Source organism: Paenibacillus sp. NFR01 (genome assembly GCF_900111565.1).
Taxonomy (GTDB): domain Bacteria; phylum Bacillota; class Bacilli; order Paenibacillales; family Paenibacillaceae; genus Paenibacillus_AQ.
On sequence record NZ_FOIK01000002.1, the window covers coordinates 93,002 to 111,085 of the forward strand.

At 55.8% G+C, this 18,084-nt stretch carries 11 protein-coding genes; 7 read left to right on the top strand and 4 right to left on the bottom strand.

From position 1 onward, the window contains the following. Positions 1–834 precede the first annotated feature (834 nt). Positions 835–3,003 (bottom strand): alpha-galactosidase, encoded by a 2,169-nt coding sequence (locus BMW84_RS11705; RefSeq protein ID WP_091068465.1) that lies wholly within the window; start codon positions 3,001–3,003, stop codon positions 835–837. A 256-nt stretch (positions 3,004–3,259) separates the two neighbouring features. Between BMW84_RS11705 and BMW84_RS11710 the strand changes: the two genes are divergently transcribed. The 6 genes from BMW84_RS11710 to BMW84_RS11735 all read left to right on the top strand — a co-directional run bounded on the left by BMW84_RS11710 (position 3,260) and on the right by BMW84_RS11735 (position 10,793). After that, complete coding sequence (locus BMW84_RS11710) at positions 3,260–4,618, top strand: ABC transporter substrate-binding protein (protein WP_254772962.1); 1,359 nt, start codon at positions 3,260–3,262, stop codon at positions 4,616–4,618. Positions 4,619–4,747: 129 nt separating this feature from the next. Beyond that, positions 4,748–5,641: a carbohydrate ABC transporter permease gene (locus tag BMW84_RS11715; RefSeq protein ID WP_091068467.1), complete on the top strand. Its 894-nt coding sequence runs from the start codon at positions 4,748–4,750 to the stop codon at positions 5,639–5,641. Between the two features lie 2 nt (positions 5,642–5,643). Further along, on the top strand, positions 5,644–6,477 hold the full coding sequence (locus BMW84_RS11720; RefSeq protein WP_091068470.1) for a carbohydrate ABC transporter permease: 834 nt from the start codon (positions 5,644–5,646) through the stop codon (positions 6,475–6,477). Between the two features lie 33 nt (positions 6,478–6,510). Further along, positions 6,511–8,343 (top strand): sensor histidine kinase, encoded by a 1,833-nt coding sequence (locus BMW84_RS11725; protein ID WP_091068473.1) that lies wholly within the window; start codon positions 6,511–6,513, stop codon positions 8,341–8,343. Continuing rightward, the gene (locus BMW84_RS11730; protein ID WP_091068478.1) at positions 8,321–9,814 is read left to right on the top strand and encodes a response regulator; all 1,494 of its coding nucleotides are present in this window, start codon (positions 8,321–8,323) and stop codon (positions 9,812–9,814) included. The genes BMW84_RS11725 and BMW84_RS11730 overlap by 23 nt, the downstream gene beginning before the upstream one ends. 34 nt (positions 9,815–9,848) lie before the next feature. Beyond that, positions 9,849–10,793 (top strand): glycoside hydrolase family 113, encoded by a 945-nt coding sequence (locus tag BMW84_RS11735; protein WP_091068479.1) that lies wholly within the window; start codon positions 9,849–9,851, stop codon positions 10,791–10,793. Positions 10,794–11,002: 209 nt separating this feature from the next. On the opposite strand, the gene BMW84_RS11740 is transcribed toward BMW84_RS11735, so the two are convergent. Further along, complete coding sequence (locus BMW84_RS11740) at positions 11,003–12,379, bottom strand: polysaccharide deacetylase family protein (RefSeq protein ID WP_091068482.1); 1,377 nt, start codon at positions 12,377–12,379, stop codon at positions 11,003–11,005. A gap of 154 nt (positions 12,380–12,533) precedes the next feature. On the opposite strand from BMW84_RS11740, the gene BMW84_RS11745 reads away from it, so the two are divergent. Then, positions 12,534–13,748 (top strand): AI-2E family transporter, encoded by a 1,215-nt coding sequence (locus tag BMW84_RS11745; protein ID WP_091068483.1) that lies wholly within the window; start codon positions 12,534–12,536, stop codon positions 13,746–13,748. Here the strand turns inward: BMW84_RS11745 and BMW84_RS11750 are convergent. Both BMW84_RS11750 and BMW84_RS11760 read right to left on the bottom strand, forming a co-directional pair. Then, positions 13,694–15,508 (bottom strand): peptidoglycan D,D-transpeptidase FtsI family protein, encoded by a 1,815-nt coding sequence (locus BMW84_RS11750; protein ID WP_254772963.1) that lies wholly within the window; start codon positions 15,506–15,508, stop codon positions 13,694–13,696. The two genes, BMW84_RS11745 and BMW84_RS11750, sit on opposite strands and share 55 nt — an antisense overlap. Before the next feature lie 222 nt (positions 15,509–15,730). After that, the gene (locus BMW84_RS11760; RefSeq protein ID WP_175498782.1) at positions 15,731–17,743 is read right to left on the bottom strand and encodes a methyl-accepting chemotaxis protein; all 2,013 of its coding nucleotides are present in this window, start codon (positions 17,741–17,743) and stop codon (positions 15,731–15,733) included. Between the last annotated feature and the right edge of the window lie 341 nt (positions 17,744–18,084).

Genomic DNA, 18,084 nt, shown 5'->3' on the forward strand with positions numbered 1-18,084 from the left:
CGGCGTTGCTTGTCTACGCTTCTGCCGGTTTTGGGCCGTGTTGCTTACGGCGTTGCCTGTCTACGCTCCTGCCGGATTTTGGGCCGTGTTGCTTGCGGCCTGGCGGATCTGCGATCCTGCCGTCCCGGTCCGCGACGCTCTCGGCTTTGCGGTTCCACGCTCCTGCCGATTCTGGCCCCTGTCGCTCGCGGCTTTGCGGTTCCACGCTTCTGCCGATTTTGGCCCCGTCGCTCGCTGCCTAACGGACATGAGAGCCCTTATTTCAAGTATTCTGCGATTATCCCTCGCCTAACGGACACAGAAGCCGTTATTTTTGCAAAATCGGTTGTTTTAGCAACCCATTTTCGGAAATAACGGCTCTCAGGTCCGTTAATTCGGGAAATAATCGCTTTTTCGCCAAATAGCGGCTCTCAGGTCCGTAAGGCCACGTCGGGCAAGTCGTTTTTCACTGAAGGGTACCTTGGATGTGTGCGCACGGCTCGTGAAAACCAATATTACTCAACTACTCTAATTCTACTCTACACTGCCGCTCGATGTGCGCCTGCAGCTACTCCATGCTGTTCCTTCATCTTCTCATCCAGCTGTTCCTTACCCGTTCTCCGTCAACTATTCCTTACTGCTCTTTTACGTTACTCCTAATCTCTATTCTACTCTCTACTCCTGCGCCACCTGCTACTCCAATGCTCCAACAGCCGCTCCGTCCTCGTACCTTCGTGCCCATTTCCCTGCTACTCTTTATGGTTACTCCAAGCTCCTACTCCGCTCATATACTCTATACTCCTTATCCGTACACTCACTCTGCACTTCTACTCTATACCCTGCTTTGATCCTTCCTTACTCCGCCTGCAGCTTAAACCAGCCGCTTTGGTAATCCTGCTGCGCGTATGAAAGGGCCAGGCCTTTGCGCATCAAGCGGTCGCCGCCGTAGACGACGGTTTCTCCGCCTTTATTCGAAGTCACCCGATACTCCAGCCCGGATGCAAGGCCGCGCAGCTTCACGCTGGAGATTGCCGGATGCGGCGTCGCCATTACTTTGAAATGATAGACCAGCGCTTGACGTTTGTCTGCCGAAACGAACATCCAGGCCGCTTCGTTGCCGTCGAACGGGTTTTTCAGCCGGTACAAGTCGCCGGTCTGCACGAGGCTGCGGACTTCCTTGTAGTCGGCGATCTGGCGCTTCACGATTTCTTTTTCATCATCGGTGAATTTCGTCAAGTCCAGCTCATAGCCGAAGTTGCCGGACATCGCCACGTCGCCGCGGAATTCCAGCGGGGTGATCCGGCCGACCTGATGGTTTGGCACCGCGGACACATGCGCACCGATGGCGCTCACGGGGTACACTAGGCTGGTGCCGTACTGAATCTTGAGGCGCTCCGCGCCGTCGGTATCGTCGCTGGTCCAGGTCTGCGGCATGTAATAAAGCATGCCCGGATCAAAGCGGCCGCCGCCGCTGGAGCAGCTTTCGAACAGGATCTGCGGGAAATCTCCGGTGATCCGTTCCAGCAGCTCGTACAAGCCGAGCACATAACGATGCGCCGTTTCACCCTGCCGTTCGGCCGGAAGCTCGGCAGAGCCAATCTCGGTCAAATAGCGGTTCATATCCCATTTGACGTAGTTGATCGGCACCGCCTTGAAGATGGCGGCCATCGCATCATAGATGTAATCCCGCACCTCCCGGCGCGTGTAATCGAGTACCAGCTGCCAGCGCGCTTCGGTCCGGCGCCGCCCCGGCACATGGATGCACCAGTCCGGATGCTTGCGGTACAGCTCGCTGTCCGGAGAGATCATCTCGGGCTCGAACCACAGCCCGAATTTCAGCCCTGCCCCATTCACGCGGGCCGCGACATCGGCCAGCCCGCCGGGCAGCTTGCGCCGGTCCTCCACCCAGTCGCCCAGCGAGGAATTGTCGGCATCGCGTTTGCCGAACCAGCCGTCGTCCAGCACGAACAGCTCGATGCCAAGCTTCGCGCCTTCTTCCGCGATCGCATCCAGCTTGTCCGCATTGAAATTGAAGTATGTCGCTTCCCAGTTGTTCACCAGAATTGGCCGCTCTTTGTCGCGGTATTCCCCGCGGCACAGCCGGGTCCGGTACAGCCGGTGGTAGGTGCGCGACATGTCGCCGATACCCTCAGCGGAATACACGAGCACCGCTTCCGGCGTCTGGAATTGTTCCCCGGGCTGGAGCAGCCAGGAGAAGTCAAACGAGTTGAGGCCCATTACAAAACGCACGGAGCCGAACGCGTCCATCTCGGCTTCCGCTTCGAAGCCCCCGCTGTACACCAGACTGAAGCCGTACGCTTCGCCGGCTTCCTCCGTCGTGTCCTGCCGCACCAAAGCCGCAAACGGATTGAACTGGTGGCTGCTGACGCCCCGTTTGCTGTCGATCCGGGTGCCGCCCGCGAGCAGCGGTCTGCGTTTCAGCGCCGCTTCCCGCGACCAGGAGCCGGACAGATACAGCATCTCCAGGTCCTCGCCCTCCGTGAAGTCGACCGAGGCACTGAGCGCCCGCCGCAGCCGCAGGTCCGCTGCGCCGCCGTTAACAAGGCGCGCCGAACGGACCACGACGTTCCGCTGCGCAAATACGGTATAGAGCAGCGTCACTTTAAGCCCGCAATACGCGTCCTCCAGATCCAGCTCCAGCGTATCGGCTTCCTCGTCCTGCTCGGTATACACCGCAGGCAAGCCGTCCAGAGCCGGTTTGCCCGGCATGATCCGGTAACCGGTGTAGCGCAGCTCCGTTACCCGCGTTCCGTCGGTCAGCTCGGCCTGATAGGCCGGGACGCGAAAATCGCCGCTTCCGTATTGCGGATATTCCTGGGGCAGCCGGTCGATGCCGGCGTTCTCCGGCGTTTTTACCGCCAGATCTTTAAGCGACGCCCGTTCCTCCAGCCGTCCTCCCCAATACACATGGGCAGGCAGGCCGCCCTGAAGCTGCAGAATGTAGCTCATTTTTTCCGATTGCAGGTGAAACCATCCCTCTTGCTCGCGTACATGGATACTCATTAATCGCCCATCCCTTCTGAATGAGGGCTATCCGCCCGTGCCTAACCAACATAACATCATGCTTGCGGCAAATTCATTGTCCTTTTTTGTTATTCATAGCTTTTTGTTATATTAATGTTATCATATCATGTATCCTAACAGCGCAAAAAGGATAAATGAAGACAATAAAAAATAATTGAATCCATTTAAAGAAGCGCTTTCAGGGGATATAATCATCATGTAAACGCTAACAACCACTAGAAAAGGGGCGAAACGATTGAATAAGAAAACAGCTTTGTTAGGTTTTGTTATGATCTTTAGCTTGTCTGCTGCGCTGAGCGGCTGCGGCGGCAACAACAATAATGCCAATAGCGGGAATAACAGCTCGTCCGGAAATGCCTCCAGCACAGCTGCACCGGAAGCCAGCACAGCACCGGAAGCATCGGCCTCCGCGGCACCGGCAGGCGAAGATACAAACATCAGCGGCAAGGTAACGTTCCTGACCAACCGTACCGACATGATCGGCAAAGAGTACGACGACTACGCCAAACGCTTCAATGAGAAGTACCCGAATATTAAAATTGAGTTCGAAGGCGGACAACAGGACTACAATCAACAGGTTAAAGTCCGCATGGCCAGTGGCGAACTGCCAGATCTTTTGTTTATTCCTGGGATCCCTAATTCTGATCTGCCAAAATATTTCGCTCCGCTTGATGATCTCGGATTGGACGATCAAATCACATTTAAAGACTTCAAATCTTACGAAGGCCAAGTATACGGCATTTCTACCGGCAACTCGACCTCCGGGATTGTGTATAACAAGAAAGCTTACGCCGACGCCGGCATTACCGAGCTTCCGAAGACCTGGGATGAATTCCTGGCGGCCTGCGAGAAGCTGAAAGCAAAGGGCATCATTCCATTGGCCTCCAACTTTAAGGACAAATGGCCGCTCAATACCTGGGTGTACGATATGCCGCGGATTATCGAGAACAACCCGGACTTTCCGAACGATAAGCTAAACACGGATACACCGTTCACGATGGACAACGGCTACGGCAAAGCCTTCAGCATGCTGAGAGAACTGAACGAAAAAGGCTACCTCGAAAAAGACATCAACTCGACCAACTGGGAGCAGTCGAAAAAAGACGTAGCCAGCGGCAAGTTCGCAGCCTATTATCTGGGCAACTGGGTCGTAAACCAACTTATCGGCGTTGGCGCGGAGTCTGATAATATTGGTTTCTATCCTTTGCCGGCCGACAATTCCGGCACGCTGAGAGCCGCCCTTAGCCCCGACTTCTTCTATGCCGTTAGCAAAAACAGCAAAAACGTCGAAGCTACTAAGATTTTCCTCAAATGGCTGCTGACCGAATCCGGATACGAAGATTTCGCCGGCTTCATCTCGCCGCTCAAAGGCAAGGAATCAAAACTGGTACAGCTGCAAGAGTTCCAATCGACCGGCGTAGAACTGCAAGAAGGAACGCCAGATAATGGGCAAGTAACCGATATCCTGAACAAAGCGCAAATCGACCTGCCTGCAATCGCTCAGGAATTCGTGTTAGCCAAAGACCCAGAGGCCGTGCTGGACAAATGGAATAAGGCTTGGGCCAAAGCGAAAAAGGAAATTCTCGGGCAGTAACTTTGACAGCTTGACCTCATAATCCATGCTGTGAAGACGATAGCGGCTGCAAACCGGATCTCCGCCAGAAGCGTAGTCATCCAGATGCAGCCGCATCTGTCGCTCATATAAAGAAAGAAGGTCGATGGAGTGTTCGGAACGCTGAATTACAAAAAACAGAAGATTATCATCATCATTTCATTTCTTCTCATCCCGTTGGCACTGCTGGCGACGTTTACTTACTATCCCGCTCTTAAGCTGATTTACTTCAGCTTCACGAACTGGGACGGGTACAATCCCGAGAAACCCTGGGTCGGGCTGGCCAACTACCGCGAGGTTTTTGCCAATCCCGATATTCTCAAAGTCTTTGAACATAACTTTGCCTATTTTGCCGTGGGCATTGTGCAAAATATTCTCGCGATTTACTTTGCAGTCGTCCTGAACAGCAAGCTGAAGGGCCGCTATTTTTTCCGTATCCTGCTGTTTTTACCTTACATTATGAATGGTGTAGCCGTTGCTTTTATGTTCGGCTTTGTTTTCGATACCACAGGCGGCTCGCTCAATCTGCTGCTTAACAGTCTCGGCCTGCATACCCTTGGCGAAACAAGCTGGCTCGGCAAGGAAGGGTTGGTCAACTACACGCTGGCTTCAACCGGCTTGTGGCGTTTTATGGGCTACAACATGGTCATCTATATTGCTTCCCTTCAAGCCATTCCGCGGGATTTATATGAAGCTGCTACCATCGACGGTGCCAATGCCGCGCAGACGCTGTGGAAAATCACCCTGCCGAACATGAAGCCGGTCATCCAGCTGAACCTGTTCCTCACGGTCACCGGCGCGCTGGAAGTGTTCGACCTTCCGTTCGTGCTGACCAAAGGCGGTCCGGCAGGCGCCAGCCAGACGTACGTCATGCGGGTTGTAGATACCGCTTTTGCTTATAACAATTACGGCCTGGCTTCGGCAATGAGCGTCGTCCTGCTGCTCTTCGTCATCGTCATCGTCGGCGCCCAGCAATTCGTACTTGGCAGAGGAGGCAAGGACTGATAATGAGGAGAAAAACGCTGGGTCCTGTGGACCTGCTGAAATATATCACGCTGCTGTTCGGCGTATTCGTCGTACTGTTCCCGCCTTATATCGTCGTAATCAATGCCTTCAAATCGGCCGACGAATTCAATACAACCGGTTCGATGGCGCTGCCCCGCAGCTTTATGAACTTTGATAATTTCCGGGTAGTCTTTGAGCGCGGGGATCTCTTGACCGGCTTCGGCAATGTTCTGCTGATTATCGTCGTTTCGTTGACCTTGAACATTTTGTTCGGTACCATGGTAGCATATGTGCTCGGCCGGTTCGACTTCAAACTAAAGCCCGTCGTGTTTGCCGCTTATCTGATGGCAACAGTCATCCCGAGCATCACCACCCAGGTGGCCACATTTGGCATTATTAAAGGCTTCGGCTTGTACAACACGATTGGTGCGCCGATCATTCTGTATATCGGTGCCGATGTGATCCAGATCATCCTGTACCTGCAATTTATTCGCAACATTCCGTACGATCTGGACGAAGCCGCCATGGTGGAGGGCGCTTCGCTGTTCAAAATTTATCGTTCGGTCATTTTCCCGTTGCTGACTCCGGCCACGGCGACGCTGATCATTCTTAAGACCATTAGCATCTATAACGATATGTATATTCCCTACCTGTACATGCCGAAGCAAAGCCTCGGTGTGGTTACGACGGTGCTCATGCGCTTTCAGGGGGTCAATTCGGCCGACTGGAATCTGATCTGCGCCGCGATCCTGCTGATCCTGCTGCCGACCGTCGTCCTGTATCTGTTCCTGCAGCGGTATATTTTCGACGGCGTCGCGAGCGGAGCGGTCAAATAAGGCATGTTCACAGGCTGAAAGGAACCTAACCCGATGGTATCCCGCATCCTCCGCTTTTTCCGCTGGAGCTGGCAGTATCTGGCCAACCTCCCGATGGAGAAAAAACTGATCGTTATCTTTATTTTCCTGCTCTCCCTGCCCATCTCGTTCGTCAGTTATTTGTCGGCGCAGGCAACGTATAATTCCAATCTGCGCAATGCAGCCAATAACGCGGTGCAGCTTACGGCAAACGCGGCCGATACGATCGACCGCTATATCGCGGATTTGAAGCGCTCTACGCTTCTGCCTCTTTATAATACCGATGTGCAGTATTACTTGGAGCAGAAGGTGACGGACTGGGACAAGAACGTCAGTATGAGTATGTTTTTGGGATATCTCAAAATCACAAAGGATGAAATTTCGACCGTCTACCTCGTTGACAAATACGGCAACGTTTTTTATGACAGAGCAGGCGGAATCAGCGTCGTATCGACCACAGATCAGATTGAACGCTGGCGCAGCCTGCTCGCCCAAGCCGGAACCTCTCCGGTATTGGAGGGCAGGCATTCCGTCATTTATAATCTGGATCAGAAAAAAGAGGTCTTCAGCATGCTGCGTACGATAAAATCGACGAGCAGGCTTGATGATATCGGTATGATCATATTCGATATTGATGTAAGCATGCTTCTGGATGTTCTGGGGCCCGTTAACGCCGTAGCCAAAGGGACTTCCATGGTGGTTGATGATCATAACCAAATCGTTTATGCGACAAACGGCGAACCGCAAAAGCATCTCGATCTGCTGCTCGCCCGCCGCAGCGGAAGCAGCGGAAGTTTCCAGTATGCCGACCATGGGGAACGTTATCTGGTCGCTTACCATAAGTCGGAGCAAACCGGATGGATTACATCCGTGAATATTCCGCTGAATCCCATTCTTTCCGGTATCCGCCATACCCGCGACCGGCAGCTGCTGACCACGCTGGCGATTCTGATGTTTGCGCTGATCGTTGCGACTCTCTTCTCCCATGCCTTGACCAAACCGCTCAAATCGCTGGTACGGCTGATGAAAAAGGTGCAGCACGGCAACTTGAACGTCTGGCTCGAACCGAAATACAACGACGAAATCGGCATGCTCGGCAGCCACTTCAACCGGATGATTATCCGGGTCAAGGAGCTGCTGACGGAAGTCGCCGAGACGGAGCAGCGCAAGCAGAAAGCCGATATGCTCGCCTTGCAGAATCAGATCAACCCGCATTTCTTCTATAACACGCTGGAATCGATCCGGATGCTTGCCGAAGGCAGCGACGATTCCCGCGTTGCCAAGCTGACCTACATGCTGGGGCTGCAAATGCGCTACAGCATTACCCGCAGCGACAAGGCGGTGACCGTCCGCCAGGAGCTGGAGCATGTCACCAATTACTATAATCTGCTGCAGATCCGTTTTCCGGAGAAGTTCCGGCTCATCATCGATGTCCCGGAGGAATACCTGCAGCTTCCGATGCTCAAGCTGGTCTTCCAGCCGATCGTCGAAAACGCCGTTTTTCACGGGCTAGAACCGAAGATCGGCATCGGCACCATTTCGATTACCGCCTCGCGCGATGGCGAAGCCATGCTGTTTACGGTGACGGACGACGGCGTCGGCATGGATGCAGGCACGCTTGAAGAACTGCGGGCCAGCCTGAAGCACGGCACCTTCACCGAATTCGCCGCCGAGGAAAGCCGGTTCGGCATCGGCCTGCACAATGTCAACGACCGGCTGCGCCTGAATTACGGACCGGGATCCGGCCTGCTGGTCGACAGCCAGGCAGGGGTCGGCACCTCCGTGACGCTGCGCATTCTGTTACTCCAATTAGGGGGAATCCCACATGCTGAACATCCTGATCGTTGACGATGAGATACTGATCCGCGAAGGTTTATCAAAGATGATCTCCAAGCAAAGTGAATATTTCCATGTCGCCGGCATTTGCTCTAACGGCCGGGAAGCCTTGGACATCCTCGCTGCCGCGGAGATCGATCTGGTCATCACGGATATCCGGATGCCGGAGGTCAGCGGACTGGACCTCATCCGCGAAGTCAAAGCGCTGTATCCCCAGGTCCGTTGCATTCTGATGAGTGGTTTTACGGAATTCAATTACGCCCGGGAAGCGATCCGCTATTCCGCCGTCGACTATCTGCTGAAGCCGATCGACAAAGAGCAGCTGTTCGGGCTGCTGCATCAGCTGGCCGCCGAGAACCGCGAGCGCTGCGAGCGGGAACGCCGGCTGCGGCTGCAGCTGCTCAGTGCCTATCTGCACAGCGATGCGCTGGATGAAGCCTCGCCGCCGGAGTTCGCGCTGCCTCTGCCCTACTATGCCGTCTGCGTTCACCGGGCCGGCGATGCCGATACCCTGCAGGCCGGCAGCGAACGGATGCGGATGATTGCCGGGCCCGATGCCGACTGCCTCGTCCTCCAGCCGCTGCTTCAGCTCTGGATCGGCTATTTCCCGGAAGAGCCTGGCCCGGAGACCCTCCGGGAGTTCTATAAGCCGCTGCTTGCGGGGAACGGGAAAGTTCCGGTGCATCTGGGCACCAGCCACCCCCGGATGTTGATCCGGGAGCTGAAGGCCGCCTATGCCGAAGCCAGCCGGGCCTGCCTAGCCGGCCTGTACCGCGAGGAGCCGCTCTATTACGGCTCCTTCCGGGATCTGAGTCCGCAGCCGGAGCCGGTGTTACCGGCACTGCTGGCTGCCTACTGGAAAGATTTTACCGAAAACCTGCAGCTGCTGAACCTCGAACGGATCGAGGAATGGCTGCGCGGACAATTCTCCAGACTGAAGGAACTGCAAGCCGAGCCGGAAGATATTCTCCGCCTCTGCCGCAGAATCGAAGACGAAGTGATAAAGGAATTCCCCGAAATGCCCGTCTTCACCCTTGAGGCACAGGACCTGCTTGAGAAGTCGCTGCTCGCCTGCATGACTTTCCGGGAGATGGAGCAGACGTTCCTCGGGGCGCTGCTGCCCCCGCTTGAGCAGATCCGCAGCATGCGCAGCGACCTGGGCGGCAAAGCGGTGGAGAACGTCAAACGCTGGATAGCGTCGCATTACAATGAGCATGCCGATCTGAATTTTTTGGCCGGTATGGTCTTCCTGACCCCCAGCTATTTAAGCAAGCTGTTCAAGCAGGAAACCGGCCTGACCCTGACGGAATATATCACGGAGATCCGCATCAAAAAAGCGAAGCAGCTGCTGCGGCAGGAGCCAAATATGAAGGTTCATACAATCGGCGCGGAAGTCGGCTATCCCGACCCGGCCTACTTTAATAAATTGTTTAAACGGATCGTCGGCGTGACGCCGAACGAATACAAGAAAATCATGCCTTAACTCACTCCTTCCTTACGAAAGCAGGGATAACTTCATGATCCTACCTACTGAATACATCGCCGGCGTAACCTGGGGCGCCATGGGCCGCCGCGGGACCTGGAACAGTTCCGAAGCCGTCTATTCATTGGAGCAGATGGCGGAAAACACAGGCGCGAACTGGGCAGCCATTGCCTTCGGTGCCTTGCAGGATAAACCTCAATCAACCGTCATCCGTTTCCGCGAAGAGCCGACCATAACCGACGAGGAGCTGCGCTGGGCCATCTCCAAAGCCAAAGCGCTGAAGCTCAAGGTATGCCTGAAGCCTATCGTGAACTGCGCCGACGGCACATGGCGGGCGCATATCAACTTTTTTGATAAAGATGTGCCCTACGAGCCCAAATGGAGCGAATGGTTTGCCTCCTACACCGAGTTCATGCTCCACTATGCGGCCATCGCCGAAGAGACCGGCTGCGAGATGCTATGCATCGGCTGCGAGACCGTACAGGCTGACCGCAGAGCGGAGGAATGGCGGGCGCTGATTGCCGAAGTCCGGAAAGTGTATAGCGGGCCCATTACCTACAATTGCGATAAATATCAGGAAGACAATGTGACCTGGTGGGACGCGGTCGATATCATCTCTTCGAGCGGCTACTATCCGGAGAATGACTGGGAAGTGCAGCTGGAACGGATCAAAGCCGTCGTTGACCGGGTCAACAAACCTTTCTTCTTCATGGAAGCCGGTTGTCCGAGCCGGAGCGGCAGCGCGGCCATCCCCAACGACTGGACGCTTCCCGGCAAGCCGGATGAAGCGGAACAGGCCCGTTTCTACCGTGCCATGTTCGGCGCGTGCGCCGCAAAGGAATGGGTCGGCGGCTTTATGCTCTGGGACTGGCCGGCCAAGCTGTATGACCTTGCCGATGCAGCAGCTAATGACGATTACTGTATGTATGGTAAAGAAGCAGCTGGCGTCGTCCGTAATTTTTATACCTCCAAACGTTAAGCGCGTTTCGCTTCTGTCAGGCCAAAAAGGCCAAAACATTAAAAAAGCTTCTCCCGGCGCAATGTACTTTTGCGTCGGTGGAAGCTTTTTGTTGTTGGTTCTATGCTGCTGATCGTCTATCCATGATACCTGCGATTGAAACCTTACGGCGGTCACGGACGTATTTTTCCTGTCCGCCCGTTCAAGAATGTATTTATTATTAGCTAAGTTTAATGCACGGTTGCTCCCGAGAGATCATGCTCAAGCGAAAGCTCTTCTTCCAGCGGCTGCTCCACCGGTCTTGAAGGCTGCTTCTGCGGCTGCTTGTTCATCCGGCGGAGCATCTCCGATACCGGCATCACGATGATTTTCGGAACCAGCGCTTCGGTCCGCTCCTTCAGTCTTGCTCCGCCGGACGGGTGAATGACGCTCATCAGGATGCTCAGATAAAATTTCGTCGACCGGGCAAACAGACCGTCTTTGAGATCGAGTACGGCAAAGCCGAATTTCTCGGGTCCCCGGTTAATCATGCTGACGCCGTACACTGCCTTGGCGGATGCCAATGCCGGGTCGGAAGCGATCGTTTCGGCCAGCACCGGGAATTCCTTCTCCACTTTGCGTACCAGCCGGATGGCCAGTTGGGCGGATGAACGGGAATGGACGCCGAGCTCGAACAGCTTGCGGTTATCGAAATGCAGCTCGATCACCGGATCGCCGGATTGCAGCAGATCGCCGTTCTCCAGCTCCAGCGTGTCACCCTGGTATTTCCGCAGCCGGTAATACATAAACGGGTTGTCGGGCGAGATGGTCTTGAGCTTGAACATGAAATGGAACAGTTGCTCCCAAAGCAGCCACAGGCCTACGATCAGCCGTTTAGCGAAGGAGAGCCGGCGAACCGGCGAGTTCTCCGTCTGCTTGATCAGGTTGTCGATCCGGATGCTCTTCAGACCGCGGCGGCTTCCTTCTTCCAGCATCCGTTCCAGCGCGATAAGCATGTTGCCCGGAGCAGCCGGGTCCGCGCCGAAGGTAGTGCCGCAGTCATGCAGCACGAGCACCTCACCCGGGTTCAGCTTGCGCAGGAGGCGCTTGGCCAATCTGTCGGCGCCCAGTTTTTCCTTCCAGTCGCCGACCATGGCCGACCATAACACGATCTGCGTCTGACGCCGTTTGGAGAAATCGAACAGATTGACAATCCCCCAGGGCGGACGGTAATACACGCTGCGTTCCCCGGTAATCCGGTGAATAATGTCCGAAGTGCGCTCGATCTGCTTGCGGACCGTTTTCGGCCGCATGATCCAGTTCGAGATATGCACATAATTGTGAATGCCGATCAGATGGCCTTCATCATGCATGCGCTTAATAATGTCGGGATACCGTTCGGCATGCGAACCGACCACGAAAAAGGTGGCCTTGGCGCCGTAACGCTTCAATAAATCCAGCAGTTGTGGCGTATAATGCGGGTCAGGCCCGTCGTCGAAAGTTAACGCGTAATCCGTGGAACTGAGGCCCCGGCGAAACACGTGATAGCCGAAAATCCGGGTAATCATTCCGGGGATAAACGCATAGAAGGAGGTAATGGAAAATAGCCAGAACAACAAAGTCTGCATTGTAAAATTCCCCGCTTTATCAGAGTTGACCCCTCCTATTTTAACACAGGTCATAAAGAAATAGACGATTTTTGTTAAAATCGTGTACAATGAAATGAAGCCTGATTTGGGATCTATACATAATAAATAGAAGAAAAAGGAGTCGTTTGCATCCATGTTGCCGCTGTATAAAAAATATTGGCGCACGTTTTTCGATATCGGGCTTGTCATCCTTACCGTCTATCTGGTGATGCTGGCCTTCAGCAAGCTGTACCAGATGGCCGCGCCGGTATTCCTTTCTTTTTTCGTCTTTATGCTGATCGAACCGCTGGCCCGGTTCCTGAACCGCAAAGGGCTCGGCAAGCCTGTCGCTTCGGCGATTTCCGTCCTGCTGTTTCTGGTGCTCCTGCTTGGCACGCTGTTTGCGGCGGGCTTGCTCATCGTGATGCAGGCGCTGCAATTCCAGGAGAAGCTTCCGGGGTATACCCGCATCCTCCAGGGACATTTTAACGATGCGACGGTTTATCTGCAGCAGCAGATCGACAAACTGCCGCCCGATCTTACCGAGAAGCTGAACGGCTATTTTGCCGATGCCACCAACATCCTATCCGGCTGGCTGGTCGTTTCGCTGGAGCATATGATTAAGATGCTTGGTTCTTTTTCTTCTTTTATGGCCAATTTTGGCATCGCCATCATTCTCGCCTTTTTCCTCAGCATGGAGATCAAGGATTGGCGGCGGATTGCCCATGACCGAATGCCAAAAACCCTGAAAACCGCTTACGCGTTTATTCAGGGCAACGTATTCCGGGCGATTGGCCTCTATTTGAAAGCGCAGCTGAAATTGATCAGCATCACCTTCGTGCTTGTACTGGTCGGATTGTTTATTCTGGGCAGCGGCAACGAAATTACGATGGCGCTCGTCTGTGCCATCTTCGACATTCTTCCTTTGCTCGGCGTTTCGACCATTCTGATCCCCTGGATCATTTACTTGTTCATTGTCGGCAACACTTCGCTGGCTATCGGCCTGCTGGTTCTGCTGGTCATCGTGCTGGTCGTCCGGCAAATTCTCGAGCCAAAAATCACCGGCAATTCCATCGGCGTGTCTTCCGCGTTCCTGATGTTGTCCTTCGTGATTCTGTCCACCTCCGCATTTGGCGTGGCCGGGCTGATCCTCTCTCCGATCCTGCTCATCCTGATCAAAGAGCTGATTGCGCAAGGGTACCTGCAGCGCTGGATCTATTTGCCGAAGGAAGAATTTATCGTCTCGCCGTTTGCGGCTGCTTCCGAGCCGTCGACGCCGGGCGGCGCCGTCTCCGGCGATACGGATGGAGTGTCTCAGGCTTTTGCCGCCGGCTCCGACTCCAGCGACGACAGCACATCAAAGATTTGACCGAACAGCTTGGTCGCGGCATGCGGGCTGCCCGGCGCGACATTTAGCACCGCAACGGATACGGCATAACGCGGATGGTCCACGGGGCCATACCCGATGAACCACTGGTTGTTGCGGGCCGCTCCGTTGACCTTGGTCTGCGCCGTCCCCGACTTGCCGGCGAGCGACCAGCGGGCGCCTTGCAGCTTGGCGCCCGTGCCCTCGGTCACGACGCGCCGCATCCACTGGCGCAGCGTCTTCGCGGTGGCCGGCGAGATCCGGCCGGCCGCCGCCGGGGCCAGGTGCCCGGGCAGCTCGCGCAGCGTCTGCCCGCTCGCAAAAGCGACGCGCCGCAGAATGCGCGGCGCACGGACCTCGCCGCCATGCAGCAGTGTGACTACCAGGTTCGCCGCCTGCAGCGGCGTAACCGTGACGTCCCGCTGGCCGATGGCGGTCTGCACCCTCTTGCCGCCGTCATCCGGCAAGAGGGTGCGGAAGATCGTGCCGGCCTGCTCGCCGGCAAGCGGCCGGAGCAGCGGCTGGCCCAGCGTGTTCTTCGCCTGCCAGCCGACCTCCCGCCCGAGGCCGAGCGCCAGTGCGGCGGCCTCGAGCTGCGCGCCGCTGAGCCGCTCGGCCAGCGTCGCAAATACCGTATTGCAGGACACAGCGAACCCTTGCGCCAGCGTGAGGGAGCCGTGTCCTTCTTTTTTGGCGCAGGACAGCCCGTATTTACCGTATTCACCCGCACAGAAGAAGTGTTCGTCCGGCGACGTCAGCCCTGCCTCAAGCGCTGCGGCGGCAGTGACGATTTTGAAGATCGAGCCGGGGATATTCGCCTGCAGCGCCCGGTTGTTCCACTGCCCGCCTTCCGGCGCCACCTCCTCCGGATTATAGAGCGGAAGCGAAGCCATGGCTGCAATGTCGCCGCTTTCCGCATCCAGGACGACAATGGCCCCCTCCTTAATCCCTGCCTTCCCAGCCAGTGCTTCGATCTCCGCCTGCAGCTTTTTATCAATGGTCGTATATAGTTTCAGCGGGTAATACGGATTACCCGGCCCGCGAAATTTGATTTCGCTGCCCTTCAGCCGGTTCCCGCGGGCATCCACCTGCGCCACGGCTTCGGTGTGGCCCACGCCCTGCAGCAGCGGCTCCAGCGTCTTCTCCAGGCCGTCCGTGCCGGTAAGCGGCACGCGAAGCCCTGTCGGCGACCGCCGCGCGGTGTCCCCGGTGGCCTCGGACAAATAGCCGAGCCACTGCCGCCCGGATGCCCCGCCTTCATACCGGCGGGCAAAAGGCAGCGCCTGGACGCCGTCGATGCCCAGCCGCCGCACCTCCGCCGCCTGCTGCGGCGTCAGCGCAAGCGGCGTGCGGCCGTCCGGCGCCGGCCAGAGCAGCGGCTCCTTCAGATGAGCCGTCTTCAGCGTCAGCTCGCCGTACGTTACGCCGAGCACGCGGGCCAGTTCCCGCATCGGCGCTTCTCCGGCGCCTTGGGCTGCAGCCGCGGTCCGCTGGTCCTCCCGCGGAAAAAAAGCGGCCGTCCAGATCGTCTCCCCGGCCAGCGGCGCGCCGCTGCGGTCCAGCAGCCGGCCCCGCCCGCTGTCGAGTACCGTCTCCCGCTCGCTTTGGATTTCTGCCATCTGGGCCAGTGTATAGTCTCTGCCCGGAACCTCCCGGTCCTTCAGGACAAGCTGGACATACGCCAGCCGCAGCATCAAAATTGCGAGAAGCGCGCATAATAGAATCAGTCCTCCGGTCATCCGTCTCCGGCCAAGCTTATGCAATGGATGTTCCCCCTAAGCTGTCATTTTGCGGCAACGCCGCGGCTTAACGGAATTATTATGTCCAATTCATGCCAGCCCAAAACAGACGGAAAGAAGCGTTTAACCAGAAGCTTAGATTCACCTGCGCGTCCTGCTGATTCTGTCAGATTATATACGCTCTCCCACGTTTTTCTACGCAAAAAAGCCCCAACCCTGTTAAAGGTCGAGGCCATGCCCTCCATATTACACGCTGAACTTGGCGAGCCGCTCCTTAAGCTGCTCGGAAGCCGTCTTCAGCTTGCCCGACATCTCCACCAGATGCTCGCTGACCGTCTGCTGTTCGCCCGTCAGGGAAGCCACTTCCTCCGACGCCGCCGAAGATTCTTCGGCGAAGGAACTGACGTTGGCGATCGTTTCGCTCAGCACTTGCTGTGATTCGTTTAAGGTCCTCATCGTGGAGCCTACTTCGTCCAGGCGGCCAAGGAACTGATCCATCCGGTCCTGTACGGTAATGAAGATTTCGCTTGTCTCTTGCACCGAATCCAGCTGTTCGCGGAACAGCGGCGTTACGGCCGAAAGCGCATCGACCGTCTCGTGCATGTCGCGCATAATGAGGTCGGTGATGTCCGAAGCCATGGCAATCGAGCGCTTCGACTGATCGGACAGCAGGCGAATTTCATTCGCGACCACCGTGAACCCTCTGCCGGCCTCGCCGGCCCGCGCTGCTTCGATAGAAGCATTGAGCGATAAAATGTTCGTCTGCTGGGTGATGTTCTGCATCGCTGCGAGCACCTCCATAACCGACGATACCGATTCCCGGAGCTCATTGACCTTCGCAGCCAGATTTCCGGTCAGCTCGCCGGTCGATTCCGTCTGCTCCAGAAGGCGCTGCAGGCGGGCAACGCCGTTCCCGCTGGCCTGCCCGACCTCATGGGCTTGTCCGCTCATCTCGCCCGCGGCTGCGATCATCTGCCCCATGCCGCCGGTAATATGCGCCGTAATTTCGTTGCCCCGGTCGACTTCAAGCGCCAGACTGCCGGCCCCGCCGGCGATTTCTTCCGTCGCCGTAGCGATATCCTTGGATGCCAGCGCCGTCTGTGCGGAGGCCGAATACAGGAAATCCGCCGTGTCCAGCACATCGCGTGCCGTTTCGCTCGTATGGACGACCAGCTCGGAGATCCGCTCCATCATCGTGTTGAATGCCCCGGACAGCTGCCCGATTTCATCCTTGGAGACAACCTTGGAGCGTACGCTCAGCTCCCCATCCGCCCCGCGCGACATCAAAGCTTTGAGCCGGGACAACGGCTTGGAGACCATCCGCACCATCCCGAAGCCGATGATAATCGCAATGACCGCCGCCGCGCCGACCGCGATATAAGTCGTATTCAGGATTCGCTGCGCGTCCTGGATCAGGTTCTCCGAAGGCACGACGCCAAGGACGCGCCAGCCGGAGGACTTCAGCGTTCCGTACACTGCCAGAATCGATTTTCCTTGCTCATCCTTGGTCGGCAGCGAACCCGATTGCTGCTGCAGCCCCTTAAACAGAGTCCCGCCAAGCCGCAAATAGGAGTCTGCCTGATCTTCCAGCGAAGAAGCAATCAGTTCATCCTTGGAGGTCAGCAGCTGGACATAAGAGTCCATCCCAAGATTAACCTCGCTTAAGTTTTTCTCCAAATCTACGGCAGGGACATCGCCCACTGCAACGTATTCGATATTACCGGACGGCCCCGCCGCCGACTTCGCGAAATGAAGCACGCCCGAATTGTCGCCCACTTTAAGGGCCTCGGTGATCCACAGGCTCTTCGGCTTCTCCAGCAGTTCCTTGAACCATGCCGAATTCCGCATGCCCTCCATAAATGCATTATCAATTTTGCCGGCGCCGGCAACGGACCGGGTCGCATCGGCCGGAATCAAATATACCGTCTGCATGCCGCTGCCGGCTCCCAGCCATTCGCTGAGCCCGTTCGTAAGCCGCTGCTGCGCGTCATCCGCCTTTGCTCCTGCCACGGCGCTTTGAATTTCCTTGTTGTAGAAAAGCTCAGCCAGACGGTCTTCGTAACGCAGCAGGATAACATCCAGCTTATCCGCTGTTTGACGAACCGTCTGTTCATTGGCAGCCAATGCATTATTCTCAATGGTTTGTTTGGCAACGGAATAGGAAGTGTAACCGAGCGAAAGCACAATGCCCATCGTTGCGATAAAAAAGACCAGAAACAGCCGAACGCCGATCGATTTCAATGGATTCAGCCTGTCCAAAAAACGTGTACTTCCCGAAGATTTACCCATTACATTCACCGCCAGATCAACAATATTCAGTACCGCGCTTTAAGAGGCGCGAATGATCATGCAATTATCGCGGCGCCCCGCTTCCATTAATAACCATCGTACATGATCGTATTTATGATAACTTATCGGGCTGTCTAGTGCTGTGACTTTATTGGGCAGGCGAATGATGTCGAAAACAAACGCCTTGGTTCTTTTTCTAACAAAACAATCTCTCTTCCGTCTTGAAATAACGGAAAAAAAGGGGTATAACTGAACTATAATGTTATTACTTTCTAACACTATTATAATAACAAAATAACAAAGTTATTTTG

What these genes read in the sequence shown, in the direction of transcription:
- BMW84_RS11705 (WP_091068465.1), bottom strand. Translation starts at nt 3,003, where the DNA reads ATGAGTATCCATGTACGCGAGCAAGAGGGATGGTTTCACCTGCAATCG.
- BMW84_RS11720 (WP_091068470.1), top strand. Translation starts at nt 5,644, where the DNA reads ATGAGGAGAAAAACGCTGGGTCCTGTGGACCTGCTGAAATATATCACG.
- BMW84_RS11725 (WP_091068473.1), top strand. Translation starts at nt 6,511, where the DNA reads ATGGTATCCCGCATCCTCCGCTTTTTCCGCTGGAGCTGGCAGTATCTG.
- BMW84_RS11730 (WP_091068478.1), top strand. Translation starts at nt 8,321, where the DNA reads ATGCTGAACATCCTGATCGTTGACGATGAGATACTGATCCGCGAAGGT.
- BMW84_RS11735 (WP_091068479.1), top strand. Translation starts at nt 9,849, where the DNA reads ATGATCCTACCTACTGAATACATCGCCGGCGTAACCTGGGGCGCCATG.
- BMW84_RS11740 (WP_091068482.1), bottom strand. Translation starts at nt 12,379, where the DNA reads ATGCAGACTTTGTTGTTCTGGCTATTTTCCATTACCTCCTTCTATGCG.
- BMW84_RS11745 (WP_091068483.1), top strand. Translation starts at nt 12,534, where the DNA reads ATGTTGCCGCTGTATAAAAAATATTGGCGCACGTTTTTCGATATCGGG.